The organism is Lachnobacterium bovis DSM 14045 (assembly GCF_900107245.1).
GTDB classification, from domain to species: domain Bacteria; phylum Bacillota; class Clostridia; order Lachnospirales; family Lachnospiraceae; genus Roseburia; species Roseburia bovis.
The window spans coordinates 88,848-100,117 of sequence record NZ_FNPG01000012.1 but is presented as its reverse complement, the minus strand read 5'-3'; the positions used below and the strand labels follow the sequence as shown (position 1 = coordinate 100,117).

At 35.0% G+C, this 11,270-nt stretch carries 15 protein-coding genes and 1 pseudogene; 15 read left to right on the top strand and 1 reads right to left on the bottom strand.

The genetic code is table 11. The annotated features are described in order from the left end of the window. The first annotated feature begins 632 nt into the window (after window positions 1-632). From BLV79_RS06045 to BLV79_RS05985, 14 genes and pseudogenes are all read left to right on the top strand, one after another. On the top strand, window positions 633-1,373 hold the full coding sequence (locus BLV79_RS06045; RefSeq protein ID WP_022750255.1) for a class I SAM-dependent methyltransferase: 741 nt from the start codon (window positions 633-635) through the stop codon (window positions 1,371-1,373). Between the two features lie 200 nt (window positions 1,374-1,573). Then, window positions 1,574-1,792: a hypothetical protein gene (locus tag BLV79_RS06040; protein ID WP_278320468.1), complete on the top strand. Its 219-nt coding sequence runs from the start codon at window positions 1,574-1,576 to the stop codon at window positions 1,790-1,792. 119 nt (window positions 1,793-1,911) lie between these two features. After that, window positions 1,912-2,295, top strand: a pseudogene (locus tag BLV79_RS06035) (ATP-binding protein); the annotation flags it as partial. 175 nt (window positions 2,296-2,470) lie between these two features. Next, entirely contained in the window at window positions 2,471-2,791 is a 321-nt protein-coding gene (locus BLV79_RS06030) for a DMT family transporter (RefSeq protein ID WP_074717106.1), read from the top strand. A gap of 10 nt (window positions 2,792-2,801) precedes the next feature. Beyond that, the gene (locus BLV79_RS06025) at window positions 2,802-3,278 is read left to right on the top strand and encodes a pyridoxamine 5'-phosphate oxidase family protein (RefSeq protein WP_074717104.1); all 477 of its coding nucleotides are present in this window, start codon (window positions 2,802-2,804) and stop codon (window positions 3,276-3,278) included. A 29-nt stretch (window positions 3,279-3,307) separates the two neighbouring features. Next, window positions 3,308-3,673 carry an ACT domain-containing protein gene (locus BLV79_RS06020; RefSeq protein WP_074717102.1) on the top strand — a complete coding sequence of 122 codons (366 nt, stop codon included), beginning with the start codon at window positions 3,308-3,310 and terminating at the stop codon, window positions 3,671-3,673. 358 nt (window positions 3,674-4,031) lie between these two features. Continuing rightward, a complete protein-coding gene (locus BLV79_RS06015; protein WP_074717100.1) occupies window positions 4,032-4,886 on the top strand; it encodes a CPBP family intramembrane glutamic endopeptidase in 855 nt (284 codons plus the stop codon). An 84-nt stretch (window positions 4,887-4,970) separates the two neighbouring features. Then, complete coding sequence (locus BLV79_RS06010) at window positions 4,971-5,297, top strand: hypothetical protein (RefSeq protein WP_330389943.1); 327 nt, start codon at window positions 4,971-4,973, stop codon at window positions 5,295-5,297. Window positions 5,298-5,572: 275 nt separating this feature from the next. Beyond that, window positions 5,573-5,674: a flavodoxin family protein gene (locus tag BLV79_RS12875; protein ID WP_143470220.1), complete on the top strand. Its 102-nt coding sequence runs from the start codon at window positions 5,573-5,575 to the stop codon at window positions 5,672-5,674. Between the two features lie 53 nt (window positions 5,675-5,727). Then, complete coding sequence (locus BLV79_RS06005; protein ID WP_074717097.1) at window positions 5,728-6,153, top strand: hypothetical protein; 426 nt, start codon at window positions 5,728-5,730, stop codon at window positions 6,151-6,153. Between the two features lie 79 nt (window positions 6,154-6,232). Next, the gene (locus tag BLV79_RS13345) at window positions 6,233-6,394 is read left to right on the top strand and encodes a GrpB family protein (RefSeq protein ID WP_408606286.1); all 162 of its coding nucleotides are present in this window, start codon (window positions 6,233-6,235) and stop codon (window positions 6,392-6,394) included. 14 nt (window positions 6,395-6,408) lie between these two features. Beyond that, window positions 6,409-6,954, top strand: coding sequence for a DUF2716 domain-containing protein (locus BLV79_RS05995; RefSeq protein ID WP_083354473.1), 546 nt, complete (start codon window positions 6,409-6,411; stop codon window positions 6,952-6,954). Window positions 6,955-7,070: 116 nt separating this feature from the next. Beyond that, window positions 7,071-7,970 (top strand): NAD-dependent epimerase/dehydratase family protein, encoded by a 900-nt coding sequence (locus BLV79_RS05990; protein WP_074717093.1) that lies wholly within the window; start codon window positions 7,071-7,073, stop codon window positions 7,968-7,970. Window positions 7,971-8,008: 38 nt separating this feature from the next. Beyond that, window positions 8,009-8,479 carry a GNAT family N-acetyltransferase gene (locus BLV79_RS05985; protein WP_074717091.1) on the top strand — a complete coding sequence of 157 codons (471 nt, stop codon included), beginning with the start codon at window positions 8,009-8,011 and terminating at the stop codon, window positions 8,477-8,479. A 187-nt stretch (window positions 8,480-8,666) separates the two neighbouring features. Here BLV79_RS05985 and BLV79_RS05980 read toward each other — a convergent pair whose 3' ends face one another. Next, window positions 8,667-10,418: a glycoside hydrolase family 13 protein gene (locus BLV79_RS05980; RefSeq protein WP_074717089.1), complete on the bottom strand. Its 1,752-nt coding sequence runs from the start codon at window positions 10,416-10,418 to the stop codon at window positions 8,667-8,669. A 207-nt stretch (window positions 10,419-10,625) separates the two neighbouring features. Here BLV79_RS05980 and BLV79_RS05975 point away from each other — a divergent pair, with 207 nt between their 5' ends. Continuing rightward, the gene (locus BLV79_RS05975; RefSeq protein ID WP_074717087.1) at window positions 10,626-11,255 is read left to right on the top strand and encodes a class I SAM-dependent methyltransferase; all 630 of its coding nucleotides are present in this window, start codon (window positions 10,626-10,628) and stop codon (window positions 11,253-11,255) included. Window positions 11,256-11,270 lie beyond the last annotated feature (15 nt).

Here is an 11,270-nt window from a genome sequence, read left to right as displayed (position 1 = left end):
TAATCATTGTGAGTTCCTCCTGTTTAACTCATATATCATATCATTTGTACATTTTTATTTAATATTTTTTGTACATAAATAAGTATAACTTTATATTCTAGCAGCGGTTTTTACCGAGAGTGCGGTAGACAGCTTGCTCTGGGGGTTGGCGGGAGGCACTTTAGGACCCGGTATTGTATGGATTGTAAAGCATTTTTACTGGTCTGCTCCCAAAAACAAGATAAGATACAGTGAAATTAAGGAACAGGAAGATATTAGTCTACATGATGAATTGAACGAGAAACTACGCGACAAATCGGGTAGAATAGCTTATAATATCATTTTTTTCTTGATATGCATTTCCGAGGTGACATTCTCTATTCTTGGAAAAGCAGGAATGATTATCAACCATAAGACTATAGTTTGGTATTTGTTTGGATTGTTAATTATACAGATTTTAATAGATAAAGTGGTGTATTATCAATTGAGGAAGAAATACTGATTTAATTGCCCTTATTAAAGAATTCAAATGATAGAGATCTATTTTGACCTAATACAATAGAGATTTTGGTGATATTGCTACTTGAAAGATAGGTCTATTGATGTATAATCCAGGATAACTGTTTATTAGGCAAAAATGGAGGATATGAAAAATGGCAAAACAAAATATTTTTGATAATGAGACCTTCTTTGAGGGGTATAAGGCTATAAGGGACAGGGAAGGCAATGCAAATGATCTCTTTGAGATACCAGCTCTTTTTTCATTACTTCCTAATCTCAAGGGGACGAGCGTATTAGACCTTGGATGTGGCTTTGGTGAGCATTGCGTGGAGTTTGTAAACAAAGGTGCCTCTAAGGTTGTTGGAATCGATATATCTGAGAAGATGCTAGAGGTTGCTAAGAAGGAGCACTCCAATCCAGCGATTACTTATATGCTTCTTCCAATAGAAGACATTGAAGAGGTGGAAGGTAAGTTTGATGTGGTAATAAGCTCGCTCGCATTTCATTATGTTGAGGATTTTGAAGGAGTGGTTAGAAAAATCTATGACAAGCTAAATACAGATGGGTGTTTTATCTTTTCACAGGAAAATCCCATTAATACAACCTATTGTGGTGGAATTCCTCGTTGGACCAAAGATGAAAATGGAAAGAAAATCTATGTTAATCTAGCCAACTATGCTAGGGAAGGAGAGCGTGAGTCTGAGTGGTTTGTTGAAGGAATAAAGAAATACCATCGCATGTTCTCAACCATCATTAATACCCTAACTGAAAATGGGTTCATTATAGAAAAGATGATAGAGCCTATCCCTACTGAAGAGATATTAGAGAGGTTTCCTGACCAGGAAGATCTTTTTCATAAGCCGGATTTTCTTTTGATTAAGGCGAAAAAGTGAATTTCAGGATAATAAAATAATTTCGGGTTTGTCAGTATATGTCGATAATGAGTTTTATCGGAAGATAATCTTACAAAAGACAGACAAAGATTTAATGAGTAGAAAGTAAAATAAGAGTATTATTTTTGATCGCAGTTATTAAAGTTGCCACCAGCCGCATACAGTAGCCCTGAGCTTTCTACCGTACGCAGCAGGTATACATTACGGGAAGCAATGCTAAGATGCTTAGCTCTGAAATGAAAAAGGTTCTTGGGGGCAGATATTTGTCTAAAATGATCATGCCTTTTTCTCTTAGTGAGTCACTGGATTACAAGGAGATAGCTCATGACGAAAAGGCACTTCTGACAACATCTAAAGTGGCAAAGGTTCACAGAGGATGCCAAGAATATATTTTGAGTGGTGGCTTTCCTGAAGCGTAGCTTTTATCCAACAAAAGAGAATATATTAAGAGTGTCTACGAGAAGGTTTTCCTTGGAGACATTATAGAACGTGAAAAAGTAAATAATAAGATGGCCCTCAGGCTTATGATAAAGAAAAAGAGAGCACTCCAAGATTCTATTTTTACGATAATGGACTTTTGTCGCTGTTACTTGTAGATAAGCCATCTGCTCTTTTGGAGAATGCAGTTGCGGTATATTTAAAGCGTAGGTTTGGCGAAGAAGTATATTACTTCAAATCCACGCAGACGGGAATAGATATTGATTTCTTTATTCCGGGAGAAGAATGCGCAATTCAGGTTGCCTACAGCTTAGAAACGGAAGAAGACAGAGAGACAAAGAGTCTTGTATCTTTTGCAGAGAAAACAAAGGGAATACGTCGCCTTATTATAGTTACTAATGAGGGAGAACGCACGATTACAAAAGATGGACTTACTATAGAAGTGATACCTGCTTATAAGTTTATTTTGGGGGCAGCATTCTGATTGAATATTATCCCGTAATATAGTATTGACGATTCTGACCTATTATGGTATCATCTATTCAATTGAATTAAACAGACGCCCATTGCTACCGAGTAGTGGGATTTACGTCATTCTTTTACCGTTAGGTCTTAGCAGGTAAAGGAATGACGTTTTTTAGTTTTGGAGGTAGATTTATATGAGACGGATTTATTTGCTGATTGCAGGTGCATTTAAGATTATCTGGGCAGTGGCTATGAAAATGTCGAATGGCTTTACTGTGCTGATACCTTTGATTATTACAGGAGTAGGTTATATTGCCAGCGCAGTTTTTCTGGCAATTGCATTGAAACAGCTTCCGTTAGGATCTGCCTATGCTATGTGGACTGGCATGGGAATTGTGGGAACGACCTTACTTGGAGTATTTCTTTTCCATGAGAAATTGTCTGTTCCGCAGGTTATCTGTGCTATACTGATTGTAGATGGAATAGCGGGACTTAAGATTTTGGCGAAAGATTGAGGTGTTTACAATGTTTAGAAAAATGAGAAGATTTAGGCAGCAGATCTCTGAGGCTGAATGCATAGAGATATTGAAGAGTACCAAGAGAGGTGTTCTTTCTCTGATAGGCGATGATGGATATCCATATGGAATCCCAATTGATCATTGGTATTGCGAAGAGGATGGAAAAATCTATTTCCACGGAGCAAAGGAAGGACATAAGATAGATGCAATCAAGGCATGCGATAAGGCAAGCTACTGTGTTTATAATGAAGGCTACCGCAAGGAAGGCGATTGGGCTCTGAACATTACAAGCGTGATCACATTTGGAAGAATTCATTTGGTAGAAGATGAGGAGGTCGCTCTTCGGATTTGCTCTGAACTTACTAGGAAGTTTACTGATGATCAGGCATATCTGGAGCAGGAGATAAAGAATTCTTTCCGTAATGTTCAGTGCTTGGGGTTAATTCCTGAGCATATGACGGGTAAGCTGGTTAATGAATCATAGGAAGCTGAACAGGAAGGAGAGATAATCAAATGGAGTTGAAAAGAATAGAGCATGATCTGACTGTTTGTAAAGTACATGATGTTTTGGATATTGATATGTCATCTGAGTTTTATTTTGTGGGAAAAACAGATGAAGAAATATCTTTAGTCTGTAAAACGGAGGATACTCCGGCTGGTACAATTGAGCGTGATGATGGATGGAAAGGTTTTCGTATCCAGGGAACGCTGGATTTCTCCCTGATTGGTATTTTGTCAAAACTATCAGGCATTCTTGCTGAACATAAAATCGGTATCTTCGCGGTTTCAACATACAACACAGATTATATCCTTGTGAAGGAAGAAAACTTTGAGAAGGCTATGAAGATCTTGGCTTCTGGAGGATATACAGTAACATAAATCGCCTATATAAATGAGTACGACAATTTCGGTTTGTAAAGACGAAAGGTATTGGAAAAAAACAGATATAAAGTTGTCACCAGTTGTGTACAGTAGTCTTGAGCTTTCTACCGTACGAAATACACTGATGAGCAATAGGCAGGGGCGTGAAAACGCCCTTGTTTTATGCACATAATATTGAACAGGATGGTAGATATAGGTATAATTATAAATAGTTGCTACAAAGTAAAAATTCAAGTATTTCTGAATAGATTAACTTTCAGGATAATGAAATAAGCAAATCGGGATTTTTAGAGGCAAATTATATTTCAGTTTTATAGACGATAACAAATCGGAATTGACGGGGTGATAACACATAATGGAAAAAGAGACAAGAAACAGTATCATTTTGTTTTTGATATTATCTTTCGTACCGATGTGGGTGTTTAGCTACATTTATTACATTATGAAATCTGATACTATCCTCTTGGTAATGATGCTGTTACCAGCGGTTGCTTCTGTAATTACCAGAGTCGTCAGAAATGAGGGCTTTGAAAGAATGCTGCTTCGCCCTCATTTAAGGAGAAACTTAAAGTGGTATTTCACAGCATATTTTGCTCCGCCTTTTATCGCTTGTTTCGGCGCAGCGGTATATTTCCTTATCTTTGGAAGTGACTTTTCGCCATTGCAATCTGCTTTTGCAATACAGGAATCAATCATATCGACTAGCGAATTATTGAAAACGCTGTGCATTTTGATTCCTCTTGCAATCATAGTGAATCCTATTATGGGAATGATACAATGTTTTGGCGAGGAGTTGGGATGGCGAGGGTATCTGCTACCAAAAATCGGAGAAAAACTTTCTCCACTTTCTGCATCTGTTTTTACTGGAGTGATTTGGGGACTGTGGCACGCACCGATTATAGCAATGGGCTATAATTACGGCACAAATAATCCGATTGCCGGTATTTTTGCAATGACAGTTTTCTGTACTGTTTTGGGGATTATATCTGGATTTTTGACCTATAAAGTGCGCTCTATATGGCCTGCTGTTTTGTTTCACGCCTCTATAAATGGAATGGATCGTTGGGCTCCATCTACGCTTTTTATGTCTAAAAAACCAAATATGTTTTTGGGGCCAGATCTTTTGGGCTTTATCGGTGGACTCGGTTTCATAATTATAGATGTGGTCTTAATTATGAATATGAGAAAATGGAAGAAAGGTGAGATTTAATAACAAATTCAAGTTTTTTGGGATGAATGTTGGAGCATAAAATTGGAATATATTCCAGGTTAAGGAGGTAAGGATTATCAGCTGATGATACGAGAAGCAAAAAAAGAAGATTTGGAAGCACTTTTGGAACTGTATCTTTACTTACATGAAGACAGTATTCCCAAGCATGATGAACATCTTGAAAAAATATGGAATCAGATCATTGAAGATTCGAATCACCATTTGATTGTAAATGAGATTGATGGTCAGATTATATCTTCTTGTGTTTGTGTGATCATCCCGAATTTAACAAGAAATATAAGACCATATGCTTTTGATGAGATGACCAGAGGCTATGGTAATGATGCTAATCGGGATAAAAACGCTGGTAAGTATCTAAGAAAAGTATTTGAAATTGCAAAAAACTTATAAAAAGGAAAATTTCTTTTGAAGATACGATTCAGCTTTTGCAATGTGACGTGTAGTACTTTTGATACTGGTGCTTCCGTCACTGATACATGGAAGGAGGGCAACATGCCATTATCTTTGCTGGATAGCACCATTTATGGTGATTCTGGGATTGTTATCCCATGATAATCTGACCGGATATGATATAAAAAAAGATCGACGGAAGTATAAGGTTTTTCTGGAATAGAAACCTATGAGGCATACTTGAAATGGTGTAACAAAGCAAGAAAGGTTCTGGCATGAAAAGAATTGTAGTTTATTTCTCATTAGAAGGTAACACAGAGTATATAGCAGATGAATGGAGCACATGCAGGAAGGTTTTTACAGAATCTTCAGAATGAGATTAATGCGTTGAAGTGGTGAGATTTAAGAATCGGAGTTTGAGGAGAGGAACATGGATTATATTAGAGACAGGAAGAGTAATATTCCCTTTAGTTTACATGATAGTAAGATAACCCAGCTTGAAATCAATGAGTCTAATCTGTCTTTGAAGATAGACCGAATATTTCAGTGTACTGAAGAGGAAGAAAAATGGTATCAAGGAACAATCGAATTTACAGAAGTTGACATAGAATTTTGCGATATCATGCTGTTTAATGCACCATATGGATACGATGGAGAAAAATCGTTTGTTGGAAAATCGTTGTCTTTCGATGAATTTAACATACAATATCCAAACGTACACTTTGAGATTATTACGGAAGGGTATTGCGGATATGACACAACATTTCAGGGATGGATATGGCAAGGCGATAATAAACCATTATTTGCAATTATGCGTATATGGAATAAAGGTGATATGATATATCGTATTAAATAAATTCAAATTAGGAGAGGTCCTTACTATGGGTAAAGAACTGTCAGAAATGACCTTGGAAGAATTGTGAGAATTATTCTCTATTTTCCTTGTTCAGCACGATGATCGGTGGGACGAATACTACAAAGAGATAGAAGCTGAGATTACAGAACTTTTTGAAGGGTGTCCGGTTAAAAGAATTGGTCATATTGGAAGCACAGCGATAAAGGACATTTGGGAAAAAAAGACGGATTTCACTCAATAAAGGATATACAAAAGATGGCTTTGCAGAAAGGGGTTATCATAATGACAAATAGAGAAAAATATGGATATTCATTACTGGGAGAAGATATAGAAGAGTCTGTTTGGAATACAATATTTAAAAAATTTAAGTTTATTCCAAAATATGCAGAGTTTCCGTATTGGTGGATTAATCTCCCGTCACCTTCGAGAGTGTATCAGTTGGAACTATCAACTTATGAAGATGATTGGAACAATGACATTAATTCACTTTTTGTTCAATTGGGAAGTCAAGAACTTTATGCGCTGGATTGGCAACATGATTGCTTTGTATTCTCTCCAAATGATTATGAAAAACTGGTTAAAGAGTATTATGATGAGGCAAGAGACTGTAATGTTTATTTTCCAAATTACTATCCTAATGGTGACTACCATTTCTTTGTGGACCCGAACTGGCGATTTGGATTCTTCGGTCATCCTTGGCTCAAACAAATTGCTGTTTTTGGAGAAGATTTGATAGAACACATTAATATGAATGCGAAGACATTAGGATTAAGCTTCATGGAAAATAACGGAGATAACTAGTACTATACTTAATAATGCGAACTGACATTATCTTTCAGGATAACGGAGAAATAACTGAAGGGAGGCTGTATTGTGAGCAAGATAGTTATTTTTAATATGTTTTAAGGAGGAGAATTATGAAAATATTAGTTACAGGAGGAACAACTTTCGTAAGTAAGTTTGTTGCAAGATACTTTGTTGAAAAAGGGAATGAAGTATATGTTTTAAATAGGAATACTAAACCACAGGTTGAAGGTGTTAAAATAATAAAGGAAGATAGACACAATCTAGGTAATAAAATCTGTGATTTTAAGTTTGATACAGTGTTGGATATTACAGCATATAATGAAGAAGATGTGATGGATTTATCTACAGCACTTGGTAAAGTTGGTCAGTATATTATGATTAGTTCTAGCGCAGTTTATCCTGAGTATGAAAATCAACCATTTGCTGAAAATAGTAAAGTGTCGAAAAATAAATTTTGGGGAAAGTACGGTACGGATAAAATAAAAGCAGAATCGGCAGTGTTAAAAAATTTTCCGGATGCATATATTTTAAGACCGCCATATCTATATGGCCCGATGAATAATATATATAGGGAAGCTTTTGTTTTTGATTGTGCAAGAAATGATCGCAAGTTTTATTTGCCAGGTAACGGTGAAATGAAGTTACAGTTCTTACATGTACATGATTTGTGTAAAATAATTGAAAATATAATGATAACAAAACCTGAGAATCAGGTGTTAAATGTTGGAAACGTAGATACAATTTCAATAAAAGATTGGGTTATATTGTGTTATAAATGTTTTGACAAGGTGCCTGTTTTTGAAAAAGTTTCTAAAGATATTGAACAACGTAAGTACTTTCCTTTTTACAATTATGAGTATTATTTAGATGTAAAAAAACAGCAAAAACTTTTAAAAGAGACAATTGATATGGAAACTGGACTAAGAGAATCCGCTGACTGGTATTTAAAAAATGAAACAGAAGTAAACAAGAAACCATATTTTGAATATATAGATAGAGAGCTCAGCTGATAAGAATAGGAGAAAAATTATTACAGGAGTGAAATTTTATGAAAAATAATTTAGAATATAGAAGAGCGACTATAGACGATTTGGAACTTTTGGTTAAAACAAGAATTGAAGTGCTTCGTGCTGCAAATAAACTTGATAAAAGTGTAGATATGTCAGAAGTTATGCAGCAGTCGAGCGAGTATTACAGTAAAGCGTTAGTTAATGGTAGTCATACTGCATATTTGGTATTTGATGGAGAAAAATTTATTGGGGCAGGAGGTGTGAGTTATTATAGGGTTATGTCGACTTATCATAATCAAACCGGAGAAAAGGCATACATCATGAATATGTATACATTACCAGAGTATAGAAGACAGGGCATAGCATTTAAAACATTAGATTTACTTGTAAAAGATGCAAAAAAAAGAGATATTGTAGAAATAAGCCTTGAGGCAACAGATATGGGAAGAGCGTTGTACGAAAAATATGGATTTGAAAAAATGAAAAATGAAATGGAATTAAATAAATAGTAGAAAATATTGAAAAATATAATTATATAATAATATAGTTATACAACAATGTGATAATATAAATACGCAAAAGAAGGAGAATGTCTCAAGCAACATTCTCCTTTGATCTCTTGAACAAGCATTTTTATTAATAGACATGTTTTTGTTTTTTCGATGAATTTTACTTTACAAAATTATTGAAGACGCATTATTGACGTCTTAAGAGAACACAATCATAACCATGTAAATTACCATCAAATGTTTCATCACCAAGCAATTCCTTATAACCTAGATATTCCTTTGCAGTTGTTTCCTGATTGCCGGGATGGAAAATAAGAATTTCTCCAGATGTCAAATGGTATTCTAAGATTCTTTTTACATTATCGTAAGTTGTAAATTTGTAAGAACCTCGTGGAATAGCATTTAAGACATGTCTAAAATAAGTTAAACGCTGATACCATGCGTATAAGTCAAGGTCTTGACGATTTTCATCCCAAAGCATTCCACGGCGATTGTCCGGGTCATTGCCACCAGTCATTCCAACTTCATCTCCATAATAAAGGAATGGAGTTCCTGGAAGAAGCATTTGCATTGCAGCAGCAAGGCGTAATTTTCTTTTATCACCGCCTGCCCGATATAAAAAGCGGCTCGTATCGTGGCTATCTATCAAGTTCCACATCACAGGTAAAACAGCAGTATGGTACTGACCTTGTAGAAATCCCTGCTCAGCTAGAAAATCAGATGGCCTTAGTGTCTCATCACAAATCATAGAGGAAACACTCTTATAAAAAGCATAATTCATTACAGAATCCCATTGGTCACCTTGTAAAAAGTCGGGAGCATAATGCCAAACTTCTCCAACAATCAATGCATCAGGGTTAACAGTTTTGATTTCCTTACGAAAACGTCTCCAAAAATCATGCCCAACTTCATCACCAACATCAAGGCGCCAACCATCAATTTGATATTCTGTAATATAGTATTTTGCTACATCGATAATATAATCCGCAACTTCTGGATTGCTGACTCTGAGTTTTGGCATACCACCAAAAAAAGCAAAACTCTGATATGATGGAACTTCATGTTTTGAACCATAATTAAGAGGTAAGGAATCGATGTAATACCAGTTGAAGTATTTAGAATCTCTTCCGTGTTCTTGTATATCCTTAAAAGCAAAAAAGTCAGTTGAGGTGTGATTAAATACACCGTCTAACATGACGCGAAGTCCGCAATCATGTGCACTTTCAATCAGTGTATGTAAGTCATCATCTGTGCCAAGCTCTGGATCGACATGATAATAGTCAATAGTATCATATTTGTGGGAAGTATTTGCTTTAAAAATAGGTGTCAAATAAATAACATCTACTCCTAATTCTTTCAAATGAGGAAGTCGATTCGTTATTCCCTGTAGAGTACCATGCAAGTTGGCATCCCATGAAATAGGTTCCTGATACCATATAGAGCCATCAATTTCCTCTGTAGCAGCAAAACGAGAAGGAAAAATTTGATACACAACGGCGTCTTTTGCCCAATTAGGAATCATAAAAGTCTGTTCTTGTCGTGATAATATTGGACAGTCAAACATTGTTTCAATATCCTGTGGTTCATATGAAAAAAATCGAGAGTCACCATACCATATTCGTGCCCCAGCACTGTCTACGAGTTCAAAAAAGTATCTAAGACAAAGAATATCAGGATTATGAGCATTTTCGGTACCTTCTATTGAATTGACAGTTACATCGGCCATAAAATAATCATGACCAAAATCAGTAGCATATTTTGTCATTTCACAACAAGCTCTAGTGTCTTTTTGCTCAACAGTTAAATATTTGTCTCTCGTGTGCAAATATATGGCACTTATATCATTTTTCGCAACCATAAGGCGAATACGTAGTTTTCCATTTTCCAAAAAAAAGCAGTCTCTTTGATCTGCATAATGCAGAATACCAGCATAAATCATAAAAAAACCCCTTTGCTAAAATTTTCTAAAATTCTTACTTTCATAATACATTGTATATAGTAAAAATTCAATAGCAAATTTTTATAAATAAAGTTTAGATAATTTGATATTGTTAGTTGAAAAAAAGAAGAAATAATGTTAAATTTAATTTTGAATATATGAAGAAATAAAAAGTCGGCTAAAAAGAGAAATGAGGAGAAATTTTTTATGAATAGTTCAGAAGAATTTGATATTTGGGCAGAGGATTATGATAAGGCTGTTGTAAATATGGAGATGACAAATAAATATCCATTTGTTGCACGTAGCCAAATCTTTGTTGATATTATTAAAGAAGTGAAAAGCAAAAAAAATGCAAGAATTCTTGATATGGGATGTGGAACAGGTGAATTGCTTTCATTATTAAGTGCATTTGATTGTGAAGTTTTTGGACAGGATTTTTCAAAAAAAATGTTAGAAAAAGCAAAAAAGAGAGTTCCTAATGCAAAATTATATGTAGGTAATTTTGAGGATGGCTTGGTTAAAGAATTAGAAGGAATAAAATTTGATTATATTATTGGAACATACGTATTTCATCATTTACCAGATGATAAGAAGGTGTCATTTTTTAAAGCATTAAAAGATAGATTAAATGAAAATGGCAAAATATTGATAGGGGATGTTATTTTTCAGAAAAGAGAAGATATAGAAAAATGTAAAAAAGACGAGGGTGAAAGATGGGATGACGAGGAAGAATACTGTGTGGTTGATGAGCTACAAGTAGATTTTCCAAATCTCGAATTCATAAAAGAATCATATTGTTCAGGGCTTTTGAAAATTAGCAATGAATGTCGAAATTAATGATAAATAAAATAA

Coding starts and splice junctions, on each gene's coding strand:
- BLV79_RS05995 (WP_083354473.1), top strand. CDS start 6,409: ATGGCTTTGCAGAAAGGGGTTATCATAATGACAAATAGAGAAAAATAT.
- BLV79_RS06045 (WP_022750255.1), top strand. CDS start 633: ATGGCAAAACAAAATATTTTTGATAATGAGACCTTCTTTGAGGGGTAT.
- BLV79_RS05985 (WP_074717091.1), top strand. CDS start 8,009: ATGAAAAATAATTTAGAATATAGAAGAGCGACTATAGACGATTTGGAA.
- BLV79_RS05980 (WP_074717089.1), bottom strand. CDS start 10,418: ATGATTTATGCTGGTATTCTGCATTATGCAGATCAAAGAGACTGCTTT.
- BLV79_RS05975 (WP_074717087.1), top strand. CDS start 10,626: ATGAATAGTTCAGAAGAATTTGATATTTGGGCAGAGGATTATGATAAG.
- BLV79_RS05990 (WP_074717093.1), top strand. CDS start 7,071: ATGAAAATATTAGTTACAGGAGGAACAACTTTCGTAAGTAAGTTTGTT.
- BLV79_RS06025 (WP_074717104.1), top strand. CDS start 2,802: ATGTTTAGAAAAATGAGAAGATTTAGGCAGCAGATCTCTGAGGCTGAA.
- BLV79_RS06020 (WP_074717102.1), top strand. CDS start 3,308: ATGGAGTTGAAAAGAATAGAGCATGATCTGACTGTTTGTAAAGTACAT.
- BLV79_RS12875 (WP_143470220.1), top strand. CDS start 5,573: ATGAAAAGAATTGTAGTTTATTTCTCATTAGAAGGTAACACAGAGTAT.
- BLV79_RS06030 (WP_074717106.1), top strand. CDS start 2,471: ATGAGACGGATTTATTTGCTGATTGCAGGTGCATTTAAGATTATCTGG.
- BLV79_RS06010 (WP_330389943.1), top strand. CDS start 4,971: ATGATACGAGAAGCAAAAAAAGAAGATTTGGAAGCACTTTTGGAACTG.
- BLV79_RS06015 (WP_074717100.1), top strand. CDS start 4,032: ATGGAAAAAGAGACAAGAAACAGTATCATTTTGTTTTTGATATTATCT.
- BLV79_RS06005 (WP_074717097.1), top strand. CDS start 5,728: ATGGATTATATTAGAGACAGGAAGAGTAATATTCCCTTTAGTTTACAT.